Source organism: Caulobacter sp. P1_D6, from assembly GCF_056406095.1.
Genome location: NZ_JBFUAW010000014.1, coordinates 60,020 through 85,552, shown reverse-complemented (window position 1 = coordinate 85,552; position 25,533 = coordinate 60,020). Strand labels below are relative to the sequence as shown.

Below are 25,533 nucleotides of genomic sequence, written 5' to 3'. Positions count from 1 at the left end.
GTGTCTCCGAACTCAGAGAGCGAGGGCGGCCGGCAGGGCGGCGATCAGGCGGTCGTTGTCGGCGGGACGGCCGATGGTGATCCGGACCCAGCCGCCGGGCACCGGCGTGGGCCGCACGATCAGCCCTTCCCGCAACAAACGCGCGGCGGTCGCTTCGGGACCCGCCGGGGTGCGCAGGAAGACGAAGTTGGCGGCGCTGGCGGTGCGCTCCACGACCATGGCGTCCAGAACCGCCTCGACCCGGCCGCGCTCGGCGATGGTCAGGGCGATCGTGCGCTCCAGGTGTTCGACGTCGTTCCAGGCGGCCAGGGCGGCGGCCTGGCTGATGGCGGTCACGTTGAACGGCGGGCGGATGCGGTCCAGGTAGCCGACCAGCTCGGCCGACGAGCAGATGCCGTAGCCCACCCGCATGCCGGCCAGGCCGTAGGCCTTGGAGAAGGTGCGGCCCGAGACCCAGCTGCCGCCCCAGGCCTTCAGCAGGGCCAGGGTGTCGAAGTCCTCGTGATACTCGCGATAGGCCTCGTCGACGAAGACCACGGTCGAGCGCGGGGTGACGGCCAGGATCTCGCCGATGTCGACGCCGCGCATCGCGTTGCCGGTCGGGTTGTTGGGCGTGCACAGCACCAGCAGCTTGGGGCCCTTGGCGGCCTCGACCTTGAAGGCCTCGACGTCGAGGTCGAAATTGGCCAGGCGCGGCACGTCGACGAAGGTCGCCTCGGCGCAGCGGCCGAAGATCTCGTAGGCCGGGAAGGTCGGCGAGCTCAGCAGGATGCTGTCGCCCGGATGCAGCACGGCGCGGAACAGGTAGTCGATCAGGGCCTCGGAGCCCGGGGTCATGACGATGCGGGCCGGATCGACCGCCAGCCGCCCGCCGATCGCGGCGCGCAGGGTCTCGCAATAGGGGTCCGGATAGATCTCGGGGCTGGCCAGGGCGGCCTGCACGGCCTCGGCGACCTTGGGGCTGCAGCCCAGCAGGTTCTCGTTGCTGGCCAGCTTGGACAGGTCGGTGCGGCCGGCCAGGCGACCGGCCTCGGCCAGGGTCATGCCGGCCTTGTAGGCGGTGACGCCTTCCAGGGCCGGACGCACCGGCGAGACCACGGCGGGCGACAGGGACTTTTGATCGACAACCAGCATGCGCCGCGCTCCGGGAGGGGTACGGCGGCAGGATACGGCGTTCGCCACGACGAGATGTGGCGATGATGACCGCCACTTATCCACAAACGGTCATTTTATGCCAACAAGGACCACAATCTCGATCCGATGAGACCGGCAAACGGGGACATGCACTTGTGCATGTCCCCAATAGACGCGCGGACAGGCTTGGGGACACGTGCGAGCGCATGTCCCCGGCTTCGCCGCAAGGAGAGGGAAGGACTTTTGGCTATCTGGGCGAAACCAGCGCCTTCACCGGGACCCGCGTCACCTGGACGTCTTCCTTGTTGGCCGCGTAGCCGACGTACAGCCAGCCCTTCGAGACCACGCTCTTGGGATAGTGATAACCCGGCCGCTTGTACTTCCCCTCGAACCGCAGCGGCTGCAGGTCGCCCTGTCCGCGCAGCAGCCAGCTGCGTTCGAAAAGCCGGCCGTCGCGGCTGACCGTCACCGCCAGGGGCATGCGCGGGCGATCGGCGTTGGGCGCGTTGACCAGATAGGCCGAGCCATCCGGCAGGTTGCCGGCGCTCTGTTTGGCGCGGGAGTCCGGCATGGCCGTCAGGGCCGGTGTGGTCCAGGTCGCGCCCCGGTCGCAGCTTTCGGACGCCAGCTGGCGGAAGCTCAGCTCCTCGTCGCGGAACACCATGACCACGCAGCCGTCGGCGCGGCGGAACAGGCTGGGCTCGATCTCGCGGCTCAGCCGGCGCTCGTGCGGCGCGGCGGCGCCCCTCGCATCGCCCGCCGTATCGCGCGGCAGGCTGGCCATGCGCCCCTCGGTCCAGCCCTTCACCCCCAGCGGATCGTCGGTGAAGAACGGCTTGGCGATCATGCCCGGGCGCAGGTGGAAGGCCGTCATCACCCGCCCGTCGATCCGATGAGGATCCTGCTCGATCACGCCCTCGACCGGGCGGCCGTTCGCGCCCATCACGCGGCGCGGCGCGCTCCAAGTCCGGCCGTCGCGGCTGGTGCGGTACTCGGCGTAGCCGCCCGCCCCCGACTGGAAGCCCTCGGGCCAGACGTTGGCGTAGGCGACCAGCACCTTTCCGTCCGTCCACCAGCCGCCGCTGGAGCGCATCGTCCCGCCCTCCCCGGCCGGCGCCAGGCTCATGGGCACGCTCCAGGCCTCGCCGTCGTCGCTGACGCTGTAGGCGACCCAGGTGTCCGCGGAGTCCTCGTCCCGCGCCGAGCTCTGCCACTGGGCGTACAGCCGCCCCTTGAAGGAGATCAGCACCACGCCGTTGCTGAAGCGGTCCGTCTCCTCCGTAGGCGCGAAGACGGTGAAGGTCTGCGCGCCGGGCGCCGGGCGCAGCCCCAGGTCCGGACGCCCTTGCTGGAACAGGTTCGGCGCGACCGTGTAGGGCGCGACGGGCTCCGCGGCGCCCGACGTCAGGGCCAGGACCGCCGCGCCCGCCGCCAGGAGCCTGATCATGCGGCCTACTCCAGATAATCCAACGGCAACGCCGTGGCGTCCTTGATCGTCTCGAGCACAAAGCTCGACCGGATGTCCTTCACGGCCGGCATCTTCAGCAGGCGCTTCATGGTGAAGTCGGCATAGGCGTCGAGGTTGGGCGCCACCACCCGCAGCAGGTAGTCGTAGCCGCCGGTCATGGCGTGGCAGCCCACCACCATCGGCTCGCGCCGCACGGCCTCGGCGAAGGCCTCGGCGGCGGTTTCGCTGTGGCGGTCGACCTGGACCTCGACATAGGCCAGCAGGTCCAGCCGCGCCTTGCGCCGGTCCAGCAGCGCCACATAGCCGGAGATCAGGCCCGAGGCCTCCAGCTGCTTGACCCGCCGCAGGCACGGGCTGGGCGACAGGCCGACCCGCTCGGCCAGCTCGACGTTCGTGACCGAGCTGTCCTGCTGGAGGATTTCCAGGATCTTCCGATCGGCGCGGGTGAGCTTCATCGTGACCCAATCTTCAGGCGGCTTGGCAGATCGTGCCAAGACTAGCGTGATTGATCGCTGCGGGACACCGTCAGGCGTTCAACCGGAGCCTTACTTCAGACTGAGGCGTTGGAGCCCGCGAGGACGATCAACGTCCCGCCCCAAGGAGAAACCCATGCGCACCGCCCTGCTGATTTCCGCCGCCGTCGCCAGCCTGTCGCTGATGGCCTGCTCGCAGAAGACCGAGGACCACACGGCCGCCGCCGCGGATCAGGCCGGCGCCGCCGCCTCGTCGGCCGCGCAGGACACCGCCAACAACGCCAACACCGCCGCCGCCAACACCGCCGCGGCGACGGACAAGGCCGCCGACAACACCGCCGCCGCCGCCGACAAGGCCGCTGACAGCACCGCCGACGCTGTCGGCGCGGCCGAGCGCAAGACCGACGCCGCCGCCGACGCGGCCGCCAAGACCCACTAGAGCAAACAGACGGGGACGGGCGCATGCGCCTGTCCCCGAGCCACAAAGCAAAACCCCCGGAGCTTTCGCCCCGGGGGTCTCGGTTACGCTTACTGGTACGCCACTAAACTTATCGGGACTTTCAGTTGGCCAGGCGGCGCAGGAAGGACGGGATCTCCAGATCCTCGCCTTCTTCAGCCGTCGGCTGGTCCAGCGGCTGCAGGGCCGGACGGGCCGAGCCGCGTTGCGGCTGCTGGGCCGCGGGCTGTTGCTCGTAGCGCTGCTGGCGACCGCCGCCGAACAGGCTCATCCAGCCGCCCGACTTCTGGGCCCGGCGGTCCTCGTAGGTTTCGCTGTAGAGCGGCTCGTCCTCGACCTCGGCGGCGTCGGCGACCAGCGGGTCGACGATGCGGGTCACGCGCGGCGCCGGGGCGGCGATGCGGGGCTCGGGAGCGGCTTCCATCACCGGCTCTTCGAAGTGCAGGTCTTCCTGGGCTTCGACGACCGGGGCGGGTTCTTCATAGACCGGTTCCGGCGCGTAGGACGCGGTCGCGGCGGGACGCTCGATCGGGCGCGGCTCGTAGCGCATGCCCGGACGGCCGGCTTCGGCGGTGGTCGGGGCCGGAGCGGCTTGCGGGGCAGCCGGGCGGGTCTCGGCGATCAGCGGCTGGGCCGTGGTGTTGCGCGACACGGGCTTGGGCTCGATCTGGGCGATGGACGCGCCGTCCATGCCGGTGGCGACCACCGACACGCGGATCACGCCGTCCAGCGACGGGTCGAAGGCGGCGCCGAAGATGATGTTGGCTTCCGGGTCGACCTGATCCGAGATGGCGTTGGCCGCTTCGTCGACTTCGAGAAGCGTCATGTCCATGCCGCCGGTCACGTTGACCAGCACGGCCTTGGCGCCCTTCAGCGAGACTTCGTCCAGCAGCGGGTTGGCGATGGCGTTCTGGGCGGCCATCAGGGCGCGGTCTTCGCCGGTGCCCTCGCCGGTGCCCATCATCGCCTTGCCCATCTCGGTCATGACCGTGCGGACGTCGGCGAAGTCGAGGTTGATCAGGCCCGGCAGGACCATCAGGTCGGTGATCGAGCGGACGCCCGAGTGCAGGACCTGGTCGGCCATGCCGAAGGCTTCGGCGAAGGTCGTGCGCTCGTTGGCGACGCGGAACAGATTCTGGTTCGGAATGACGATCAGGGTGTCGACATAACGTTGCAGCTCACCGATGCCGGCATCGGCCAGACGCATGCGGTGACGGCCTTCGAAGTGGAAGGGCTTGGTGACGACGCCGACGGTCAGGATGCCGCGCTCGCGGGCGCACTTGGCGATGATCGGGGCGGCGCCGGTGCCGGTGCCGCCGCCCATGCCGGCGGTGATGAACACCATATGCGCGCCGTCCAGATGCTCGCCGATTTCCGGGAAGCTCTCCTCGGCGGCGCTCATGCCGACTTCGGGGTGAGCGCCCGCGCCCAGGCCCTGGGTCACTTGCACGCCGAGCTGGATGCGACGGTCGGTCTTGGCGAACTGGAGCTGCTGCGCGTCGGTGTTGGCCACCACGAACTCAACACCCTCGAGGCCGGCCTCGATCATGTTGTTGACAGCATTGCCGCCGGCGCCGCCGACTCCGAACACCACGATACGCGGCTTCAGTTCAGTGGTGCGCGGCGCGGAAAGAGAAATTGCCATGGGAGCCTCGCGTCTTAAACGCCGAATTCGTCAACTGCCGAGCGGTTCGACCGCCGGGAGTCATCTCGACGATCCGGTTAACAGAACAACCACCAACCTTAATCGGTGGTTAACTCCATAATGTGAGTCGGCCCTCGGTCGACCCCAAAGAGGCTGGAAAAATCCAGTTATCCAAAGGAATCACGAGGGATTCATTGGGTTCCCGAAGGTAGCCCGAAGGGCCGTGCGGCGGAACGCCGCTGACGCAAAAGGCCTTGGAAAACCCCGTTTTCGGAGCCTCGAAAACTAGGCTGTCAGGTGTTTCCGACACTTAGATCGTAAACGCTTATGCTTAAGGTCTGTTAAGACTTGGCCACTGATCTTGGAAAACTTCACCAAGACGAAAAAATCGGACCGTCACAAAAAATCACAGTCGCGCTCCGACAGGCGCGACTCAGCCAAGCTTCCGCGCTGTGGGACGAGGTCCCACGACTGCTCGATCAGAGATTGTCCCGCAACCAGGCGGCGGCCTTGGCCACCGGACTGGCGTTGGGGTCCATCGGACGCTTGCGGATCGCCGCTCCGGCCAGGGCCTTGGGCGAGACCACCTCACGCGGACCGAAGGCCGTGCGGTGCAGGACGCCGGCGGCGGCGCAGAACGCCGGACCCGACGCGGCGTCGGCCAGGTGCGGCACCCGGCGCGGACGACCCAGGCGGACCGGACGGTCGAACACCCGCACGGCGACTTCGCGCACGCCCGCCAGTTGGCTGGCGCCGCCGGTCAGGACGATGCCCGCGCCCGGCTCGACCGGGGCGCCCGAGGCCTTCAGGCGCTCGCGCAGCAGTTCCAGTGTCTCCTCGACGCGCGGCTGGATGATGCCCTTCAGCAGGCTGCGGGGCGCGATCACCGGACCCGCGCCCGGATCGTCGCCGCGCGGGGGCGCCTCGATCATCTCGCGGTCCTCGTTGGCCGAGGCGATGGCCGATCCGTGCAGGGTCTTGATGCGCTCGGCGCCGGCGACCGAGGTCTGCAGGCCGCGGGCGATGTCTTGCGTCACGTGTCCGCCGCCGACGGCCAGGCTGTCGACGTGGCACAGGGCGCCGTTGTTGAACACCGCCACCGAGGTGGAACCGCCGCCCATGTCGATGCAGACGGCGCCCAGGTCCATCTCGTCCTCTTCCAGGGCCGCCAGGGCCGAGGCGAAGGGCGCGGCGACCACGCCCTCGAACGACAGGTGGGCCCGTTCGACGCAGTGGGCCAGGGTGTGGAAGACGTTCTCGTTGATCGAGACGACCAGCAGCTCGAGACCCAGGGCGCGGCCGAACATGGCGCGCGGGTCGCGGATGCCTCGCTGGCCGTCGACCGACCAGGCGATCGGCAGCAGGTGGATCGGCTTGCGGCCGGGAATGCGGACTTGCGCCAGGGCCGAAGCGATGGCGCGCGACAGGTCGCCGTCGCCGATCGGGCGGGCGCCCAGCGACACCTGGGTGTGGACGCGGTGGCTGGCCAGCTGGCCGCCGGCCGTGCAGACCGAAACGCCCTGGACGTTGACGCCGGCCACGGTCTCGGCGCGCTCGACGGCCTGGGCGATGGCTTGCGCCGCCTCGTCCAGATTGACGATCGCCCCGCCGCGCACGCCGCGCGACTGCACATAGCCGACGCCGGCCGTGGTCAGGGTGCGGTTGTCGCGATGGATCCCATCGGCCTTCATGATGAAGCAGGTGACCTTGGACGCGCCAAGGTCGACGGCCGCGACCGCCGGCTGACGCACGAGCGTCGCCTTCAAGCCTTCGCGGGCTTGTTTCCGGTCATCCAGTCGCGACATCGCTACAGTCACCTCACACACAAGTTCATGTTCAAGCCCCGCCGGCCACGGGCTGCCCAGGCAGCACCGAGTCGCGAGGCCTCACGGCCACCATTTCGGGATCGCGCAGATCGATGCGCGCGAAACCGAGATCGAGGATTCGTTGTCGTTGATCGAGTTGATCCAATTGAATCAGCGCGGACTCTTCGTCAATGGCCGGAAGCTGGATCAGCGAACCATCTTTCAGGCGAAGGTCCCAGCGGCGGTCGTCGACGCGCACCAGCGCCTCCAGACGGTCACGCAGGCGCGGCCGCGCGTTGACGGCCGGCAGGATGGCGCCGGCGGCCTGGTCGGCGCCCTGCCCCACCACCAGCGGCAGCTGCGGGAAGCGCGCGGCGTCGGCCTCGCGGATGATGCGGCCCTCGCCGTCGATCACCCGCATCGCGCCGGAATGCTGCCAGACGGCCAGGGCCGGGCGCTCCTCGACGGAGATGAACACGGTGTCGGGCAGCAGGCGCACGACCTTGGCGGACTTGACCCAGCCCACGCCCTCGACGCGGGCGCGCAGGTCGGCCAGGTCCATGCCCAGGGTCGGCTGATCCTGGTACAGGGCCGTGGCGTTCATGATGTCGGCCTTCGCCATCGGCGAGGCGCCTTCGATGTGCACGGTCTTGAGCTTGAAGCCCATGTCGGCGAACTCGCCGTCGACGCCGCGCATCAGGGCCTGGCCCAGGCGCTCGATCCGGTGGCCGGTGGCCAGGGTGGCGACCAGGGCGACGACCAGCGCGCCGCCGGCCACGGTCAGGGCAAGGCGTGGCGACACGCCCACGCCCCCACGCGCGGCTTGCAGTTTCCCGGCCGGCGGCGCGGCGTTGCGCGCGCCCGGGCGGGCCTTCGGACTTGCGGGCGCTTCGGCCCGGGGGCGCGTTGGCTTACGCGGTCCCCCCCGCACTACCGCGGGCATAAGCGTCCTCCACGATCCAGAACACTAAACGATCAAACGAAACGCCGGTGTGGTCCGCCTGCTCGGGGACGAGCGAAGTGGGTGTCATGCCAGGCTGCGTATTGACCTCTAAAAGGACCAGAAGGTCGTTAATTCCGTCATAACGGAAGTCCGATCGAGTCACACCTCGGCAACCAAGAATTGCATGGCCAAGCTTGGCCAGATGCAGGGCCCGATCCCTTACGGCGTCGGGAATCGGGGCCGGCAAAACGTGGATCGAACCGCCCTCCGCGTACTTGGCGTCGTAGTCGTAGAAACCTGTGGACGGGCGGATTTCGGTGACCGCCAGGGCCCTGGGGCCCGTTACGTGGTTAAGAACCGCGACCGAAAGCTCGACGCCGGGCACGAACGGCTCGACCAGCACCTGGTCGCCGAACGCCCAGTCCGGCGCGGCCAATTCGCGCGGCGGGCCATTGGCGCCCTCGGGGACGACGAACACCCCGACCGACGATCCCTCGGCGTTGGGTTTTACAACGTAGGGAGGCTGCATCACATGGTCGCGCGCGACATCGTGGCGATCGAACAATCCGCCGCCGGGCACGGGAATCCCGGCCGCCGCCAGCACCGCCTTCGACCGCGCCTTGTCCATCGCCAGGGCCGAGGCCAGGACGCCGGAGTGGGTGTAGGCCAGGCCCAGGGTCTCCAGCACGCCCTGCACGCACCCGTCCTCGCCCCAGCGGCCGTGCAGGCCGTTGAAGACGAGGTCGGGCGCTAGAGCAGTCAGGACCTGGGCGATGCCAGAGGGGAGGCTTGGACCGGGGTCGACCCGGCTGACGCGGGCGCCGAGACGCTCCAGCGCGTCGGCATAGGCGGCGCCGGTGGCCAGGCTGACCTCGCGCTCGGCCGAGGGGCCGCCGAGCAGGACGACGATGTGCTGGTTGGCGAGGGGACGGGCTGGGGTCATGGACCGCAGCCGTAGCGGGGCGGTGTGGAGGGGCTAGGGAGAAAGGGTGGAGCTTTGACGCGCCCTCTCCCGCCTCCATCGCCCTCTCCCTTGGGAGAGGGAGGGACCCACGCGACGCGTGGGAGGGAGAGGGTTTACGCCCTTGATGACTTCACACCGACGCTCTGCCGGCACACCGTCGGACGTCCAAACTCCTCACCCTCCCATTGCCACGCAATAGGCCCCTCCCTCTCCCTATGGGAGAGGGTCTGAAGATCAGTGCGCCGGCGCGGCCGGGGCCGCGGCGCTCAGGGTCCGGAAGTCGATGTCGCTGTCGGCCACCAGGTAGATGAAGCTGGCCCAGGCCGCGACGTTCTGCGCCAGCTCGTCCGGACGCACCTTGTTGAGGGTGTCGTCCATGGTGTGGTGGTAGTCGAAGTAGCGGCTGGCGTCCTGGTTCAGGGCGATCACCGGCACGCCCGACTCTTCCAGGCCCTCGATGTCGGCGCCGGCGTGGGCCGGCGGATTGCGGTCCAGATAGATCTTCAGCGGCGCGATCACGCGGACGGCGGTTTGCATGGCCGGGTGGGCGGCCGACCCCTTGGGGATCTGCAGGCTGTAGATGCGGTCGGCGCCGGTGTCGCTCTCGCCGGCCAGTACGATCTTGGGCAGTTCGTCCTTGTGGGCGGCCAGATAGGCCTCCGACGAGCCGCCGCTTTCTTCCGAGCCGAACATCACCACGCGGATGGTGCGCTTGGGATGCTTGGGCAGGTCGCCGATCAGCTTGGCGGCGGCCGTGGTGATGGCGATGCCCGTGGCGTCGTCCAGGGCGCCGGTGCCGACATCCCAGCTGTCCAGGTGGCCGCCGATGACGATCACCTCGTCAGGCTTCTCCGAGCCCTTGATCTCGCCCGAGATGTTCCAGGCCACGTCCTTGGGATCGACGCTGGAGTCCAGCTTCAGCTTGATGCGCAGCGGGCCCTTGGCGGCCAGGCGCTCCAGCTGCTCGGCTTCCGGCACGCCCAGGGCGGCGGCGGGGATGGTGACGACCTGCTCGCCGAAGGCGGTGACGCCGGTGTGCGGGACGGTGGAGTCCGAGGTCGAGATCGAGCGGATCAGCACGCCGACCGCGCCGCGCTTGGCGGCCTCGACCGGGCCCGACCGGCGCGAGATGCCGGCCACGCCGTAGCCGGCGCCGTCCTGAGCGCGGACCATCGGCTGGGTGATGACTACGATCTTGCCCTTCACGGCGCTTTCCGGCGCGGCGATCAGCTCGGCGTAGGTCTTGAAGAGGGCCACCTCGGCCTCGACGCCGTTCGGGCCGGTCGGCACGGTGCGGCCCAGGCCGACGATGCTCAGCTTCATCGGATAGGGGGCGACCAGTTCGGCGCTCTCCTCGCCGCGCGTCCACGACGGCTTGGCGAATTCCTCGACCTTGATGTTGGTGAAGCCCAGGGCCTTGAACTTGGCCACGCCCCAGTCCTTGGCGCGGGCCATGGCGGGCGAGCCGACCAGACGCGGGCCGATGTTGGTGGTCAGGTCCTCGGTGACGTCCCAGGCGGTGCGGTCCAGCAGGGCCTTGTCGCGCAGGGCCTCGGCGGTCTTGGCGTCTTGGGCGTGAGAAGCGCCGGCCATCAAGGCGGAAACGGCGGCGGCGGTCAGCAGAGTGCGGAACAGGCGCATGGAGACTCCCTCGTTTGGGAGGTTTCATAGCACCGCTCTAGCCAGCGGATAGGCAACAACCGGATGAACTATCGGTAACCTTTGAGGCTGTGTCGGGGACATGCACTTGTGCGTGTCCCCAGCAGCATCCTGGGCGCCGCGCCAGGATTTGGGGACACGCGCAAGCGCATGTCCCCGACCGCGGCCTATCCCGTCCGCCCGATGCGCTTGATTTCCCAGTCCAGCTGCACGCCGGTCTTGGCCAGCACGTCGGCGCGGACGGTGTCGCCCAGGCCTTCCAGGTCGGCGGCGGTGGCCTCGCCGGTGTTGATCAGGAAGTTGCTGTGCAGGGGCGAGAACATCGCCCCGCCGTACAGGCGGCCGCGCCAGCCGGCGTCGTCGACCAGCTTCCAGGACGAGTGGCCCGGCGGGTTCTTGAACGTCGAGCCGCCCGTCTTCTCGCGGATCGGCTGGGTGGTCTCGCGGCGCTCGGTGATGGCGCGCATGCGGGACTTGATCTCCGACGGCTCGTCGGGAAGCCCTTCGAAGATCGCGTCCAGCACGATCAGGTCGCCTGCGTCCTGCAAGGCGCTATGGCGGTAGGTGAAGTGCAGGTCGGCGGCGGTCATCTCGCGCACCTGGCCCTGGCGGTCCATGACCCGGGCCGAGACCAGGACGTTGGCGGTCTCCGAGCCGTAGCAGCCCGCGTTCATGATCGTCGCGCCGCCGATGGTGCCGGGGATGCCGGCATAGAACTCCAGCCCGGCGATGCCGGCGTCGGCCGCCTTGCGGGCCAGGATGGCGTCGGGCACGGCGCTGCCGGCCTTGATGCGGTTGTCGCCCAGGGCCTCGACCGTGTTGAAGCCCTTGCCCAGCCGGATCACCACGCCCTCGACGCCGCCGTCGCGGACCAGCAGGTTGGAGCCCACCCCGATGGCCAGCACCGGCACGGCGGGGTCCAGGGCCTTCAGGAAGTCGGCCAGGTCCTGCTCGTCGGCCGGCAGGAACACCACGTCGGCCGGGCCGCCCACCCGGAACCAGGTGAACGGCGCCAGGGCCTCGTCGACCAGCAGCTTGCCGCGAACGGCGGGGAGTTGGGTTTTCCAGGTCATCAGCGACGAGCCCCCTCCGGCCCTCTGGGCCACCTCCCCCAGAGGGGGAGGATTTGTTGGTTCCAGATGCTCCCCCTCTGGGGGAGCTGTCGCGGAGCGACTGAGGGGGTTCGCCCCTCGAAAACTACTTCGCCAGCGCTTCCAGTTGCCCCGGCAGGGCGTAGGACCAGCTCGTGATGTCCCCGGCCCCCAGCAGCACCACCAAGTCGCCGGACTGCGCCTCGGCGGCGATCAGAGCCGGAAGGGCGGCGGGGTTTTCCAGGGCGAGCGCCCGACGGTGACCGAACTTCTTGAGACCTTCGACTAGGTGATCGCGGTCGACGCCCTCGATCGGCTGTTCGCCGGCCGTGTAGACGTCGGCGACGATCACCGTGTCGGCGTCGTTGAAGCACGAGCTGAACTCGGTCATCAGGTCGCGCAGGCGGGTGTAGCGATGCGGCTGGACCACGGCGATCACCTTGCCGGTGCTGACCGCGCGAGCGGCCTTCAGCACGGCGGCGATCTCGACCGGGTGGTGGCCGTAGTCGTCGACGATGCGGATGCCGTTGGCCACGCCCGTGGTGGTGAAGCGACGCTTCACACCGCCAAAGCCGGCCAGGCCGGCGCGGATGGCGGCGGCGTCGACGCCCAGTTCGCGGGCCACCGCCACCGCGGCCGTGGCGTTGAGCACGTTGTGGTGGCCGGCCATCGGCATCTTGAGGCCCTCGTAGAGCACGAGGTCGCCCGACAGCGGCGAAATCAGGATGTCGAACTTGGCGCCCTCGGGGCCCATCTCGATGTTGCTGACGCGAACCTCGGCCTGCGGGTTGGTCCCGTAGGTGACCAGGCGGCGGTTCTCGATCCGCGAGGTCAGGGCCTGGACTTCCGGGTGGTCGGTGCAGACCGCCGCGAAGCCGTAGAACGGGATGTTCTCGATGAAGTCCTGGAAGCCCTTCTTCACCGCGTCGAAGTCGCCCCAGTGGTCCAGGTGCTCGGCGTCGATGTTGGTGACGATGGCCACGGTGGACTTCAGCTTCAGGAAGCTTCCGTCGCTCTCGTCGGCCTCGACCACGATCCAGTCGCCCTCGCCGACCTTGGCGTTGGTGCCGTAGGCGTTGATGATCCCGCCGTTGACCACGGTGGGGTCCAGGGCGCCGGCGTCCAGCAGGGCCGCGACCATCGAGGTGGTGGTGGTCTTGCCATGCGTGCCGCCGACGGCGACGCTGAACTGAAGGCGCATCAGCTCGGCCAGCATCTCGGCGCGGCGCACCAGCGGCAGGCGCTTGTCGCGGCCGGCGGCCATCTCGACGTTGTCAGCCTTGATCGCGGTGGAATAGACGATGGCCGAAGCGCCTTCGACATTGGCCGCGTCCTGGCCGATGAAGATGCGCGCGCCCAGCTTCTCCAGGCGCTCGGTATTGGCGCTGGCCTTGGCGTCGCTGCCCTGCACGGTGTAGCCGATGCGGATCATGATCTCGGCGATGCCGGACATGCCGATGCCGCCGATGCCGATGAAGTGCACGGGGCCGAGTTCGAAGGGGACGGGGCGTCGACGCTGGATCATCTGGCTCGATTAGACGATTTGGCGACGGGGTGAAACGGGATGTTTGGTGCAGATCGCGTGGATTTCCGTCTGGGACGAAGCGTGGCCGGGCTGGTGTGCGCCTTGACCGCCCTCGCCTCGCCATCCCTGGCGCAGGTCCCGGCTTCGGCGCCGCTGGAACTGCGCCTGGTCGACGTCGGCCGCTTCGCCGCCTTCGTGGACATGAGCGGCGTCGCCTGGACGGGCCGCGTCGCCAAGCTGCGCGTGCTGCAGGTGACCGAGGAAGGCTTCACCGCCGGGACCGAGGCCTTCTGGGGCGGCTGGCGCTACGAGGTCCTCGACTGCGACGCCCGCACCATCGCCCACGCCGGCTTCTCCAGCGTGCGGGTGGGCGGCAAGGAGGGGCCCGTCAGCGGAGACTTGCGGCCAGCGGCGGCGATCCCGGCGGGGAGCGCGGATGAGGCGGTGGCCAGGGTCGTGTGCGACGGCTGGCGGCCTTATGCGGGCGTGGCGGTGGCGACGAATGTCGAAGAGGCGGTGAAGATCGGCCGGCCGCTGATCGCGACGGGCGCCGAGCCTTAGCGCGCCGTCTTCTCCACGAGGTCCGCCAGTTCCTCGGCCGCGTTCGGCTTGGCCACCGACCGCGCGCCCACCGCCATGCGGCCCAGGCGTTCAGGGTCCTTGAGGAGGGCGTTCAGGGCGCCGGCCATGGCGTCGACGGTCAGTTCGTCCTCGAGGCACACGGCCGCCGCGCCGGCCTCTTCCAGCTGGCGGGCGTTGAAGCGCTGGTGGTCGTCGGCGGCGATCTTCAGCGGGATCAGGATCGACGGGCGGCCGGCGACGGCCAGCTCGGTGCAGGTCGAGGCGCCGGAGCGGCCGATCACCAGGTGGGCCTGGCGCAGATAGCCGGCCATGTCGCGGAAGAACGGGGCGACCTCGCACTCGACCATGGCGTTGCGATAGGTCTTGCGGGCGCCTTCCATGCTTTCGGCGCGGGCCTGCTGGAACACCTTCAGACGGCCGCGCAGGTCCTCGGGCAGCTTGGCGACGGCCTCGGGGATCAGCTCCGACAGCAGGCGCGCGCCCTGGCTGCCGCCGGTGACCAGGATGCGCAGCTGCACCTCGGGCGGCAGGTAGGGCACGTCATAGAGCGCGCGCACGGGCGGCCGCACGGGATTGCCCACCACGTGGACGCGGGCCTTCACGGCCGGCTTGGCCAGCTCCAGCGTCGGGAAGGCGCAGGCCACCTCGTTGACCTTGGGGGCCAGGTAGCGGTTCACGCGGCCCAGCACCGCGTTCTGCTCGTGGATCACCGTCGCGCGCTTCTGGCCCACGGCGGCCAGCAGGGCCGGCAGGGCGGGATAGCCGCCGAAGCCGACGACGACCGCCGGGTCCAGTCGCTTGAAGGCGGCCTTGGCCTGGTTCACGCCCTGCCAGACCGTGAGGCCGGCCTTGACCATGCCGATGATGTCGCCGGCCTTGGCGGTGGCGGCCGACAGCGCCAGGCGCTCCTCGGCGGGGAACTTGTCGGCGTACAGCGCGCCGCGCTCGTCGGTGGCCAGCACGATGCGCCAGCCGCGCCCGGCCAGGGCCTCGGCCAGGGCCTGGGCGGGGAACAGGTGCCCGCCGGTGCCCCCGGCGGCGACGATGGCCAGCTTGCTCATTGAGATACGGCTCCGAAACGCGAGCGAATGACGGGCAAGGCGGCTCTCCTCTGGCGAGCTTATCCCAGGGCCCCCGCCTGATCGAACTCTCCCGCCCCGCCATAGGCCCCCGGACGCTTGCGCGTCAACGCCAGGGCCATGCCCAGCGTCAGGCCCATGGCCAGCATCGACGAGCCGCCATACGAGATGAAGGGCAAGGTCATGCCCTTGGTCGGGATCATGTTGAGGTTCACGGCCACGTTGATGAAGGCCTGCTGGCCCACCAGCACGAACAGGCCCGAGGCGGCCACCTGCTCGAAGGTGTCGGTCAGCTTCATCGCCTTGTAGAGCCCGCGCACCACGATGAAGGCGAACAGGGTGATCAGGGCCAGCGAGAACACCAGGCCGTATTCCTCGGCCGCGACCGAATAGATGAAGTCGGTGTGCAGGTCGGGCACGTGGCGCTTCATCACGCCCTCGCCCGGGCCGCGCCCGAACAGGCCGCCGGCGTGGATGGCCTCGGCGGCGCGGGTGATCTGGTGGGTGTCGGCCTGGTCGGGGCTGAGGAACTTCTGCACCCGGGCATGGACGTGATCGAACAGGAAATAGGTCGACATCAGCCCGCCGACCGCGACGGCGCCCAGGCCCATGATCCACGAGATCGGCACCCCGGCCATCCAGAAGGCGGCTCCGAAGGCGATGGTGATCAGCACGGTCTGGCCGACGTCGGGCTGGATCAGCAGCAGGGCGACGGCGACGAAATACAGGAAGAAGGCGATCGAGACGCCGGGCACGCCCTCGCCCTTCTGGCCCTCGGCGAACATCCACGAGACCAGCACGATCAGGGCCGGCTTCATGAATTCCGAGGGCTGGAAGGTGAAGCCGCCGATCAGCAGCCAGCGGGCCGCGCCCTTGGCGCTGTGGCCGATGAACGGCAGGGCCGCCATGACGCCGATGGCCGCCAGGTAGATGAAGAAGGCCGAGCGCCGGATGCCCTTGGGGCTGAGCATCGACACCGACAGCACGATGAAGGCCGCGCCCAGACCGAACACGCACTGGCGCACGGCGAAGTGGAACTGGTCGTCCAGGCCGATCCGCGCGGCGGCGGCCGGGCTTGAGGCGAACGACAGCAGCACGCCCACGGTGACCAGGATCGCGGTGGCGCCCAGCAGCCAGCGATCGGTCGTCCACCACCAGACGCCGAGCCGCGAACGGTCGGTGCGGGCGAAGGCGTGGGTGGTCTGGAACGTCATGGCCGGAGGGTCGGAGTTTAGGGTTAAGCGAGTGTTGTTGTGGAGGTTGGAACGCGTGTGACGAATGGACTCAAATTTGCCCCCTCCTGCGGCTTCGCCGCCTGTCGCGGCGAGGGGGCGGAGGACGAGGACGCGGCTCCTCTTCCCCCTCTTGGGGAAGACGGCCGAAGGCCCGTAGGGGGCAAGTGCTAACCGCCGAGACCTAAGCCCTTTTCGCCGAGGCCGGCACCTTGCCCAGCCCGTTGACCGCCGCGCGGAACGCCTCGCCCCGTTGCTCGAAGTCGGCGAACTGGTCGAACGAGGCGCAGGCGGGCGACAGCAGGACGATGGCCTCCTCGCCCGACGCCGCGGCGTCGGCATAGGCGGCGGCCACGGCGGTCTCGATGTCGCCGCACTGGCGCACCGGGGCCTTGCCCTCCAGGGTCCCGCCGAAGTCCTCGGCCGCCTGGCCGATCAGGTAGGCCGTGGCGACACGCGGGAACAGGTCGACCAGGTCTTCGATGCCCCCGGCCTTGGCCACGCCGCCGGCGATCCAGTAGATCTTCGGATAGCTGGACATCGCCTGGCGGGCGGCGTCGGCGTTGGTGGCCTTGCTGTCGTTGACGAAGCGGACCTTGCCCAGCTTGCCGACCGTCTCCATCCGGTGCGCCAGGCCCGGGAAGCTCATCAGGCCGTCGACGGCCTGGTGCGGCGGGATGCCCAGGGCGCGGGCGGCGGCGTAGGCGGCCGCGGCGTTCTGCCAGTTGTGGCGTCCCGGCAGGCTACGGGCGCGCAGAAGATCGACCATCTCGGTCACCCGCTCGCCGGTGGCGTCGTACAGCACGCCCTGCAGGGCGTAGACGCCCCGGCCCATGGCCTTGCCGGCGCTGATCGGCCAGATGGTGCGGCGGTTGGCGGCGGTGATCTCGGTGCAGATCTGCTGGCACCACGGATCGTCGACGCCGATGATCGCGGTGTCGCCCTTGCCCTGGTTCAGGAAGATCCGGCGCTTGGCGGCGATGTAGCCGTCCATGCCGCCGTGGCGGTCCAGGTGGTCGGGCGAGATGTTCAGCAGCACCACGGCGTCGGGCTTAAGGCTCGAGGTCAGGTCCAGCTGGTACGAGGACAGCTCCAGCACGTAGACCGCGCCGCCGTGCATGTCCTCCAGGCCCAGCACGCCCTCGCCGATGTTGCCGCCCACCCGGGTGTCGCGCCCGGCCTGGCGGCACAGGTGGCCGATCAGGGCGGTCGTGGTCGACTTGCCGTTGGTGCCGGTGATGGCGATGATCTTGGGCTTCTTGTGCTCGGGCGCGGCGTTCACCGTGCGGGCGAACAGCTCGATGTCGCCCAGCACCTCGACCCCGGCGGCCTTGGCCTTGCCGACCGTCCAGTGCGGCTTGGGATGGGTCAGCGGCACGCCCGGCGACAGCATCAGGGCCGCGAACTGGCTCCAGTCGGCGGTCGACAGGTCGACCACGTTCAGGCCCTCGGTCACGGCGGCCTGACGGCTCTCGGGCTTCTCGTCCCACAGCGCCACCTTGGCCCCGCCGGCGATCAGCGCGCGCGCGGCCGTCAGCCCCGTCCGGCCCAAGCCGAACACGGCGACGGTCTTGCCCTCGAAACCGCGGACCGGGATCATGGCGCGCCCTCTCCTATCTCAGCTTCAGGGTGGCGAGGCCGACGAAGCTGAGCATCATCGACACGATCCAGAAACGGACCACGACGGTGCTCTCGGCCCAGCCAAGCTTCTCGAAATGGTGGTGGATCGGCGCCATCAGGAAGACGCGCTTGCCGGTCCGCTTGAAGTAGGCGACCTGGATCATCACCGACAGCGCCTCGGCCACGAACAGGCCGCCGACGATGCCCAGCACCAGCTCGTGCTTGGCGCAGACGGCGATCGCGCCCAGGGCCCCGCCCAGGGCCAGCGAACCGGTGTCGCCCATGAAGATCTTGGCCGGCGGGGCGTTGTACCAGAGGAAGCCCATGCCCCCGCCGATGATCGCGCCGCAGACCACGGCCAGTTCGCCGACGCCGGGCACGAAGTGCAGGTTCAGATAGTCGGCGAACTTGAAGTTGCCCACCAGGTAGGCGATCAGGCCGAAGGTCGAGGCGGCGAACATCACCGGCACGATGGCCAGGCCGTCCAGCCCGTCGGTCAGGTTCACCGCGTTGGAGAAGCCGGCGATCGTGAAGGCGGCGAAGGCCACGTAGAACCAGCCCAGATTGATCACCAGGTTCTTCAGGATCGGGAAGACCACCGAGGTCTCCAGGCCGGCCGTCGACGGCGACTTGGGCGCGAAGACGATCAGCGCCACGGCCGCCAGGATCGAGACGATGAACTGGGCGATCAGCTTCTGGCCGCTGGAGAGGCCGGCGGTCGTCTGCTTGGTGACCTTGGCGTAGTCGTCCATGAAGCCCAGCACGCCGAAGGCCGCGGTGATGCCCAGCACCACCCAGACGTGGACGTTGCGCAGGTCGGCGAACAGCAGCGAGCCGACGAACAGGCCGGCCAGGATCATGAAGCCGCCCATGGTGGGCGTGCCGGCCTTCTCGGTGACGTGGCGGGCGATGCCGTCGGTGCGGATCGGCTGGCCCTTGCCCTGCTTGGCCTTCATCCAGCGGATGAAGCGCGAGCCCATCGCCACGGCCACGACATAGGCCGTCAGCATCGACATGCCGGTGCGGAAGGTCAGGTATTTCAGCAGGTTGAGGACCGGAACGTGCTCGTGCCCGCCCTGCGAGAGCCAAGTATAGAGGAAATACAGCATCAGCCCTGTCCCTGGAGGTCGAGCGCGCCCAAGGCGGCGGCCACGGCCCCTGCCTTCGATCCGTTCGATCCCTTCACCATCACCACGTCCCCCGGCCGCATCGCCGAAGCGACCTGGGGCGCGAGTTCGGCGGCAGTCTGGGCGTACGCGCCTCGCCGAGTCGGCGGAAGCGCTTCCCATAAAGATTTCATTAACGGTCCGGCGCAGAACACCAGATCGATGTCCGCGGCGGCGATCGGCGCGGCCAGGTCGCCGTGGAAGCGGGCGCTCGTGGGGCCCAGCTCCAGCATGTCGGTCAGGGCCACGATGCGCCGGCCGGCGACCTTGCGCGCGCCCAGGGTGGCCAGGGCGGCCTGCATCGAGACGGGATTGGCGTTGTAGCTCTCGTCGACCAGGGTGAAGGTCCCGCCCGGCACGTGGACGGTCTTCTCGGCGCCGCGGCCCTCGATCGGCTCGAACTCGGCCAGCGCCGCCAGGGCGGTCTCGCGGTCGACGTCCAGGGCCTCCAGCATCAGCAGCACGCACAGGCTGTTGAGGCCCCAGTGCACGCCGGTCTGCAGGATCGGGAAGTGGATGGTCTCGCCGCGCAGCACGGCGGTGATCTCCGCGCCGTTCGCGCCGGCGGCGAACACGGTCAGCTGGGCGGTGACGCCTTCGCCCGTGCCGAAGCTCCAGACCTGGGCGCCGGCCTTCTCGGCCTCGGCCTTCAGCAGCGGGAACCAGGGGTTGTCGGCGTTCAGCACGGCCACGCCATTGGGCTCGAGGCCCGCGAAGATCTCGGCCTTGGCGCGGGCGACGCCCTCCTCGCCGTCGGCGAAGTTCTCCAGGTGGACCGGGCCCACGGTGGTGATGGCGACGGCGTGCGGCCGGATGAAGTTCGACAGCGGCACGATCTCGTCGGCGTGGTTCATGCCGACCTCGAACACCGCCCGCTGGGTGTCGCGGGGCATGCGGGCCAGGGTCAGCGGCACGCCGATATGGTTGTTGTACGACTTGACCGAGGCATGGGCCTTGCCGGCCCGGCGCAGGCCCGCCTCGACGGCCCGGGTGACGCTGGTCTTGCCGACCGAGCCGGTCACCGCGCCGCGCCGGACCTGGGGCGCGCGCTCGCGGGCGGCGACGCCCAGGCGCTCCAGCGCCATGAAGGTGTCCTCGACCAGCACGGCCGGCACGGCGACGGGCTTGGAGATCAGCGCCCCGGCCGCGCCCTTGTCGGCGGTCTGGACGACGAACTCATGACCGTCCCGCGCGCCGGTCAGGGCCACGAACAGGTCGCCGGGTTCGATGCTGCGGCTGTCGATCGACACGCCGGTGGCCTCGAAGTCGGCCAGCACCTGGCCGCCGGTGGCGGCGGCGATCTCGTTCGCGGTCCAGAGGGGGGCGCTAGACATGAGCCAGCTCCAGCGCCTGGGCGGTCTCGGTCACGTCGTCGAACGGATGGTTCACTCCGGCCACCAGTTGGCCCTGCTCGTGGCCCTTGCCGGCCACCACCAGCACGTCGCCGTCGGCCAGCAGCGATGCGCCGGCCCGGATGGCCTCGCGGCGGTCGCCATATTCCTTCGCGCCCGGCGCGGCGGCCAGGATGGAGGCGCGGATCGAGGCGGGCTCCTCGGAGCGCGGATTGTCGTCGGTGACGATGGCCACGTCGGCCAGGCGCGCGGCGATCTCGCCCATCAGGGGACGCTTGCCGCGGTCGCGGTCGCCGCCGGCCCCGAACACCACGATCAGCTTGCCGCGCGTGTGAGGACGCAGGGCCGCCAGCACGGTCTCCAGTCCGTCGGGGGTGTGGGCGTAGTCGACATAGGCCTCGCCGCCGCGCGCGCCGGTCCCGACCCGCTGCAGCCGGCCGGCCGCACCTTCGAGGTGTTCAAGCGCGGCGATCGTCGCGTCGAGGTCCTCGCCGGTGGCCAGGACCAGACCCGCCGCGACCAGCACGTTGGAGGCCTGGAAATCACCGGCCAGCGGCAGCAGCACGTCGAACTCGCGGCCCTGGGCGGCGATCTTCAGGCGCTGGCCCTGCGGCACGGGCGTGCGCGAGACCAGCGTCAGCCCCTGCCCTTCGTGGCCGACCGACAGGATCGTCTGGCCGGACGTGACGGCGGCCGAGGCGAAGGCCGGGAAGGCGTCGCTGTCGGCGTTCAGCACGGCGGTGCGGGCGCGCGGCAGCAGGGTCTCGAACAGCCGCAGCTTGGCCGCCCGGTAGCAGCCCATGGTGCCGTGATAGTCCAGGTGGTCCTGGGTGAAGTTGGTGAAGCCGGCGGCGGCCAGGCGCACGCCGTCCAGGCGGCGCTGATCGATGCCGTGCGACGAGGCCTCGACGGCCAGGTGGGTGACGCCCATGCCCGCCAGCCTGGCCATCATCTCGGCGACGTCGGCGGCGTCCGGCGTCGTCAGGCCCGGCGGGGTCAACTGCTGATCCGGAACGCCCGGCGCGCTGACCACGACGCCCAGGGTGCCCATGCTGGCGGCCTTGCGGCCCAGGCGGGCGTAGATCTGACGGGCGAAGCCGGCCACCGAAGTCTTGCCGTTGGTGCCGGTCACCGCCACGCAGGTCTCCGGCTGCTCGGCCCAGAACTGGGCGGCGGCCAGGGCGTAGGCGCGGCGCAAGTCGCCGGCGTGGACGGCCGGGACCGACAGGCCCTCGACGTCGTCCGGCGCCAGCACGGCGGCCGCGCCCGAGGCGATCGCGCCGGGGATGAAGCTGCGGCCGTCGGCCTTGCTGCCCGGCAGGGCCGCGAACAGGAACCCTTCACGCACCTTGCGGCTGTCGGCGGTGACCCCGGTGATCACGGGATCGACCTCGCACGGCCGGTTCAGGATCTGTGAAAGGGTCTTGCTCAAAGTCCCGCCTCCTGAGCGGCTTGCGGCTGCGAGGCCACGGTGAAGATGTCGCTCTGCCGGCGCACGCCGAGGAACGGGGCGATGCGGTCGATGACTCGGCCGGCGGCCGGCGCGGCCACCCAGCCGCCGGTCGAGAAACCGAAGGTCTTGGCGTTGCCCTTCGGCTCGTCCAGCAGGATCAGCACGAAGTAGCGATCGGCCTCAAGCGCCCCCTCGGTCGGGAACACCGCCGCGAACGACGAGACCTGACGCTGGTGGTTATAACCGCGAATGGCCGGATCATACTTCTCGCCGGTGCCGGTCTTGCCGCCGACCGACAGGCCCGGGATGTTGGCCGACTTGCCGCTGCCGCCGGTGACGTTGGCGCGCATGATCTGCAGCATCTGCTGCGAGGTCTCTTCGGAGACCGCGCGGGGGGCTTCGGGGCGCAAGCCCTTCGCCATCTTGTGGATGGTCAGCGGCTGCAGCGTGCCGCCGTTCAGCAGCGCGCCCATCGCCTGGGCCAGGGCCAGGGGCGAGACGTTGATGCCGTGGCCGAACGACGTCGACGCCACCGCGTCGTCATCCCATTTCTTCGGGGTCAGCGGGCGGGCCGATTCCAGCAGCTCGACCTTGGCCGGCTTGGTCAGGCCCAGGGCGTTGAAATAGCGGCTCAGGCGCTCGCCGCCGATCCGCTCGGCCAGCATGGCGGTGCCGATGTTGGACGAATGTTGGAACACCTCGACCAGGGTCAGGATCTTCCGGGCGGCGTGGTAGTCGTGGATCGTCCGATAGCCCAGCTGGAAAGGCTCGCGCGCATCGAAGGTCGAGGCCGGAGTCGCTGCCCCGGTGTCCAGGCCGATCGCCACGGTGAAGGCCTTGAAGGTCGAGCCCATCTCGTAGACCGAGGCGGCGGCGTGATTGGTCATCTGCTCGCCGGAGGCCTGGTTCAGCCGGTTGGGGTCGTAGTCCGGGAAGCTGGTCATGCCGAGGATCTCCCCGGTATGGACGTTGGTGACGATGCCGACGGCGTCCTTGGCCTGGAACTCGATCGCGGCCTTGCGGACCTCGTCCTCCAGGGCAGCCTGGACGCGCAGGTCGATCGACAGCGGGATCGCGCCGTCCGGGCCCTTGGCCGAGGCCTCGCGCACCGACTTGTCCAGGGCCTTCTCGGCGCCGGACAGGCCCTTGCCGCCCTTGTCGACGAAGCCGATGAAGTGGGCGGCGCTGGAGCCCAGCGGATAGACGCGGCGGGCTTGCTCCTCGAACTCGACGCCCGGCAGGCCCAGGTCGAAGATCGCGTCCCTCTCGGCCGGGGTCATGCCGCCGACCACGAAGCTGCGGCGATCCGAGAACACCGCCTGGTCCAGGCGCTTGGCCGGCACGTCGGGCAGGGCCTTGGCCAGGGCCTTGCGCGTGGCCTTGGCGTCCCAGACGTCCTTGGGGTCGATGTAGAGGGCGTAGTGGGTCAGGTCGACGGCCAGCAGCTGGCCGTTGCGGTCGACCAGGTCGCCCCGCGCCCCGTCGGTCGAGGCCAGATAGCCGTTGCCGCCCACCTTGGAGAACACCGCCGCCCAGGTCGCGCCCAGGGCCAGCACGGTGAAGGCCAGGCCGAAGATGGCCATGACGAAGAAGATGCGGATGCGGGTGTCGTCTTCGGGACGGGCGGCGGCGCGCGAGCGCTCGAAGGCGTGCTCCAGCCGCCAGACCCGTTCGATCAGCCAGCGCCAGGCCGCGGGCGCGCCGCCGGGGGCGAGATTGGCGAGGCTCATCGCGGGGCCTCCCCGGAAGCGGGCTGGCTCGTGGAAAGCTCGGGGGCCGGATAGTCGTCGGGCGTCGCCTCGGGCGCCTCGGCCGAGGCCGCCTCGTTGTTCACCGCCGCCGTCGGCGAGGCCGGGGCGTGGGCGGCCGGGGCGTGGCGCGCGACGTCGATCAGGGCGTCCTCGGTGGTCTCGTGCTCGGGGCTGATCGGCGCCAGCCCCAGCTGCAGGGCGTACTGCTCGATGCGGCGCGGTTGCTCCAGGAACGCGACCTCGGCCTTGAGCAGGCGGACGCGGGCCTTCTCGTCGACGATCTGCGCCTCGACCGAGGCGATCTGGGCGCGCTCGCGGCCGGCGAAGGTCTTGGCCATGTAGACGCCCAGGACCAGGATCAGCAGGATGGTCAGGCAGACCAGCTCGACGACCCGGAAGCCCCGCACGCGGCGGTCGAAGATGCTCGCCAGGCTCATGCGGCGCTCCACACGGGAGCGGTCGTGCGCACCGCGGCGCGCAGTTTCGAGGACCGGGCGCGCGGGTTGACCGCCAGCTCGGCTTCGCCCGGCGCGATGGCCTTGGACGAGATCAGTTGGAAGCTGGCCGGGGCGCCGGCCTCGACCGGCGGCAGGTGACGCGACCCGCCCGGCGTGCGGCCGGCCCGCTCGGCCAGGAAATTCTTGACGATGCGGTCTTCCAGCGAATGGAAGGTGACCACCGCCAGGCGACCGCCCGGCTTCAGCACGCGCTCGGCGGCCACGAGGCCCGCCTCCAGCTCTTCCAGCTCGGCGTTGACCGCGATCCGCAGGCCCTGGAACGAACGGGTGGCGGGGTGGACCTTGGCGCCCTTGCGGCCGCCCAGGGCGCGCTCGATCACGTGGGCCAGGTCCAGGGTGCGGGTGAACGGACGCTCGCCCCGGCGCTTGACGATGAAGCTGGCGATGCGGCGCGAGGCGTGCTCCTCGCCGTAGACGTAGAGGATGCGGGCCAGCTCGACCTGATCCAGTTCGTTGACCAGATCGGCGGCGGTCGGGCCGTCGGCGCCCATGCGCATGTCCAGCGGACCGTCGCGCATGAAGGAGAAGCCGCGCTCAGCCTCGTCGAGCTGCATGGAGGAAACGCCAAGATCCAGGGTGACGCCGTCCAGCGACGCATCCTCGAAATACTCGGTGATTTGCGAAAAGCGGTCCTGAATTAGACGAAAGCGACCATCCGTCGCGGCGAATTCACCCGTGAAACGCTGGACGCTGGGATCGCGGTCGAAAGCGGTGACCGAAGCGCCCGTGGCGAGAATGGCGCGGGTGTAGCCGCCGGCCCCGAAGGTGCCGTCGATGACCATGTCGCCGGGACCCGAAGCCAGGGCGCCGACCACTTCGTCGAGCAGCACCGAGACGTGCGGCGCGCCGGGCTCCGGAAAGGCTTCGAGATCGCTCACGCCACGCCCCCGATCCGGGCGGTGCGCTGTTGGGCGCGCATGGCGGCCAGGCCGTCGCGGGCCAGTTCGCGCTGGGCGGCGCGGTGGGCCTGGAAGGCCTCGCGCGACCAGATCTGGAACCGCTCGCCCAGGCCGACCACCGCGACCCAGTCGGTCAGGCCGAACATCTCGCACAGGGTGTCGGGCAGCGTGATCCGGCCGGCGGTGTCGAACGACAGCCGCGCCATGCCGCCCAGGACGCTGGTCTCCAGCGCCGAGCGCAGCGGATCGCCGAACGGCAGCTCGTCGATCACGCCCTGGTAACGATCGAACAGGCTTTTTCCGCCAGCCTCGAGGCAATCGGCCTCGATGGAGGGGAAGCAGAAGATCCCGTCGAACGGACCCGAGAGCGCGGCGCGGAAGTCCTGCGGCACAACGATGCGCCGCTTGCTGTCCAGCTGCTTCTCGAACGTCGAGAGAAACACCTCGCCTACCCCTGTTTAAGCCCGCCGCCGGACGCCCTGCCACGATCGCTCCGGCAGAAGTGGGTTAACATGGGATTGATTGGGACACAATGACACCAACGGCCGTTTAGCCGCCAAAACAAAGGTGTCGTGGAGCTCTTTCACAGAGCGCCAGAATCTATCCACAGAACATACATGGAACCTGTTAAGAATTGGCGCGCGCTAGACTCTGCTCGAGGCCCTTGCGGACAAGGGAACCCATGGCCGCGCTGTCGACGTCTTGGGGAGAAGTGGG

At 69.6% G+C, this 25,533-nt stretch carries 22 protein-coding genes; 2 read left to right on the top strand and 20 right to left on the bottom strand.

The window, feature by feature from the left end:
- Nucleotides 1–12 precede the first annotated feature (12 nt).
- From AC1DYP_RS10345 to AC1DYP_RS10335, 3 genes are all read right to left on the bottom strand, one after another.
- Nucleotides 13–1,134, bottom strand: a complete 1,122-nt coding sequence (locus AC1DYP_RS10345; protein ID WP_477046256.1) for a pyridoxal phosphate-dependent aminotransferase — start codon at nucleotides 1,132–1,134, stop codon at nucleotides 13–15.
- A gap of 247 nt (nucleotides 1,135–1,381) precedes the next feature.
- The gene (locus tag AC1DYP_RS10340; protein WP_477046255.1) at nucleotides 1,382–2,581 is read right to left on the bottom strand and encodes a sialidase family protein; all 1,200 of its coding nucleotides are present in this window, start codon (nucleotides 2,579–2,581) and stop codon (nucleotides 1,382–1,384) included.
- A gap of 5 nt (nucleotides 2,582–2,586) precedes the next feature.
- Entirely contained in the window at nucleotides 2,587–3,057 is a 471-nt protein-coding gene (locus tag AC1DYP_RS10335; RefSeq protein ID WP_477035709.1) for an Lrp/AsnC family transcriptional regulator, read from the bottom strand.
- A 154-nt stretch (nucleotides 3,058–3,211) separates the two neighbouring features.
- Between AC1DYP_RS10335 and AC1DYP_RS10330 the strand changes: the two genes are divergently transcribed.
- A complete protein-coding gene (locus AC1DYP_RS10330) occupies nucleotides 3,212–3,514 on the top strand; it encodes a hypothetical protein (RefSeq protein WP_477046254.1) in 303 nt (100 codons plus the stop codon).
- A 121-nt stretch (nucleotides 3,515–3,635) separates the two neighbouring features.
- Here the strand turns inward: AC1DYP_RS10330 and ftsZ are convergent, their stop codons facing one another.
- The 7 genes from ftsZ to murC all read right to left on the bottom strand — a co-directional run bounded on the left by ftsZ (nucleotide 3,636) and on the right by murC (nucleotide 13,164).
- Nucleotides 3,636–5,177 carry a cell division protein FtsZ gene (ftsZ, locus tag AC1DYP_RS10325; RefSeq protein WP_477046253.1) on the bottom strand — a complete coding sequence of 514 codons (1,542 nt, stop codon included), beginning with the start codon at nucleotides 5,175–5,177 and terminating at the stop codon, nucleotides 3,636–3,638.
- Between the two features lie 479 nt (nucleotides 5,178–5,656).
- The gene (ftsA, locus tag AC1DYP_RS10320; protein WP_477035706.1) at nucleotides 5,657–6,982 is read right to left on the bottom strand and encodes a cell division protein FtsA; all 1,326 of its coding nucleotides are present in this window, start codon (nucleotides 6,980–6,982) and stop codon (nucleotides 5,657–5,659) included.
- A 31-nt stretch (nucleotides 6,983–7,013) separates the two neighbouring features.
- A complete protein-coding gene (locus tag AC1DYP_RS10315; RefSeq protein WP_477035705.1) occupies nucleotides 7,014–7,925 on the bottom strand; it encodes a cell division protein FtsQ/DivIB in 912 nt (303 codons plus the stop codon).
- Entirely contained in the window at nucleotides 7,894–8,868 is a 975-nt protein-coding gene (locus AC1DYP_RS10310) for a D-alanine--D-alanine ligase (RefSeq protein ID WP_477046252.1), read from the bottom strand. Before AC1DYP_RS10310 ends, AC1DYP_RS10315 begins: the two co-directional genes overlap by 32 nt.
- A 255-nt stretch (nucleotides 8,869–9,123) precedes the next feature.
- Nucleotides 9,124–10,530, bottom strand: a complete 1,407-nt coding sequence (locus tag AC1DYP_RS10305) for a M28 family peptidase (protein WP_477046251.1) — start codon at nucleotides 10,528–10,530, stop codon at nucleotides 9,124–9,126.
- Nucleotides 10,531–10,715: 185 nt separating this feature from the next.
- A complete protein-coding gene (gene murB, locus AC1DYP_RS10300) occupies nucleotides 10,716–11,621 on the bottom strand; it encodes a UDP-N-acetylmuramate dehydrogenase (protein ID WP_477046250.1) in 906 nt (301 codons plus the stop codon).
- A gap of 124 nt (nucleotides 11,622–11,745) precedes the next feature.
- The gene (gene murC / locus AC1DYP_RS10295) at nucleotides 11,746–13,164 is read right to left on the bottom strand and encodes a UDP-N-acetylmuramate--L-alanine ligase (RefSeq protein WP_477046249.1); all 1,419 of its coding nucleotides are present in this window, start codon (nucleotides 13,162–13,164) and stop codon (nucleotides 11,746–11,748) included.
- Between the two features lie 102 nt (nucleotides 13,165–13,266).
- On the opposite strand from murC, the gene AC1DYP_RS10290 reads away from it, so the two are divergent.
- Nucleotides 13,267–13,725: a hypothetical protein gene (locus AC1DYP_RS10290; RefSeq protein WP_477046248.1), complete on the top strand. Its 459-nt coding sequence runs from the start codon at nucleotides 13,267–13,269 to the stop codon at nucleotides 13,723–13,725.
- Here AC1DYP_RS10290 and murG read toward each other — a convergent pair.
- The 10 genes from murG to AC1DYP_RS10240 form a co-directional block, all read right to left on the bottom strand.
- Nucleotides 13,722–14,807, bottom strand: coding sequence for an undecaprenyldiphospho-muramoylpentapeptide beta-N-acetylglucosaminyltransferase (gene murG / locus AC1DYP_RS10285; protein WP_477046247.1), 1,086 nt, complete (start codon nucleotides 14,805–14,807; stop codon nucleotides 13,722–13,724). The two genes, AC1DYP_RS10290 and murG, sit on opposite strands and share 4 nt — an antisense overlap.
- A gap of 59 nt (nucleotides 14,808–14,866) precedes the next feature.
- Nucleotides 14,867–16,039, bottom strand: a complete 1,173-nt coding sequence (ftsW, locus tag AC1DYP_RS10280) for a putative lipid II flippase FtsW (protein WP_477035697.1) — start codon at nucleotides 16,037–16,039, stop codon at nucleotides 14,867–14,869.
- 202 nt (nucleotides 16,040–16,241) lie between these two features.
- Nucleotides 16,242–17,657, bottom strand: a complete 1,416-nt coding sequence (gene murD, locus AC1DYP_RS10275; RefSeq protein WP_477046246.1) for a UDP-N-acetylmuramoyl-L-alanine--D-glutamate ligase — start codon at nucleotides 17,655–17,657, stop codon at nucleotides 16,242–16,244.
- Nucleotides 17,658–17,670: 13 nt separating this feature from the next.
- The gene (gene mraY / locus AC1DYP_RS10270) at nucleotides 17,671–18,786 is read right to left on the bottom strand and encodes a phospho-N-acetylmuramoyl-pentapeptide-transferase (RefSeq protein ID WP_477035695.1); all 1,116 of its coding nucleotides are present in this window, start codon (nucleotides 18,784–18,786) and stop codon (nucleotides 17,671–17,673) included.
- Nucleotides 18,786–20,177, bottom strand: coding sequence for a UDP-N-acetylmuramoyl-tripeptide--D-alanyl-D-alanine ligase (locus tag AC1DYP_RS10265; protein ID WP_477046245.1), 1,392 nt, complete (start codon nucleotides 20,175–20,177; stop codon nucleotides 18,786–18,788). Before AC1DYP_RS10265 ends, mraY begins: the two co-directional genes overlap by 1 nt.
- The gene (locus tag AC1DYP_RS10260; RefSeq protein WP_477046244.1) at nucleotides 20,170–21,627 is read right to left on the bottom strand and encodes a UDP-N-acetylmuramoyl-L-alanyl-D-glutamate--2,6-diaminopimelate ligase; all 1,458 of its coding nucleotides are present in this window, start codon (nucleotides 21,625–21,627) and stop codon (nucleotides 20,170–20,172) included. Before AC1DYP_RS10260 ends, AC1DYP_RS10265 begins: the two co-directional genes overlap by 8 nt.
- Nucleotides 21,624–23,378, bottom strand: coding sequence for a peptidoglycan D,D-transpeptidase FtsI family protein (locus AC1DYP_RS10255; RefSeq protein ID WP_477046243.1), 1,755 nt, complete (start codon nucleotides 23,376–23,378; stop codon nucleotides 21,624–21,626). The genes AC1DYP_RS10260 and AC1DYP_RS10255 overlap by 4 nt, the downstream gene beginning before the upstream one ends.
- Nucleotides 23,375–23,836 (bottom strand): cell division protein FtsL, encoded by a 462-nt coding sequence (gene ftsL / locus AC1DYP_RS10250; protein ID WP_477046242.1) that lies wholly within the window; start codon nucleotides 23,834–23,836, stop codon nucleotides 23,375–23,377. The genes AC1DYP_RS10255 and ftsL overlap by 4 nt, the downstream gene beginning before the upstream one ends.
- Nucleotides 23,833–24,795, bottom strand: a complete 963-nt coding sequence (rsmH, locus tag AC1DYP_RS10245) for a 16S rRNA (cytosine(1402)-N(4))-methyltransferase RsmH (RefSeq protein ID WP_477046241.1) — start codon at nucleotides 24,793–24,795, stop codon at nucleotides 23,833–23,835. The genes ftsL and rsmH overlap by 4 nt, the downstream gene beginning before the upstream one ends.
- Nucleotides 24,792–25,259: a division/cell wall cluster transcriptional repressor MraZ gene (locus AC1DYP_RS10240; RefSeq protein WP_477035689.1), complete on the bottom strand. Its 468-nt coding sequence runs from the start codon at nucleotides 25,257–25,259 to the stop codon at nucleotides 24,792–24,794. Before AC1DYP_RS10240 ends, rsmH begins: the two co-directional genes overlap by 4 nt.
- Nucleotides 25,260–25,533 lie beyond the last annotated feature (274 nt).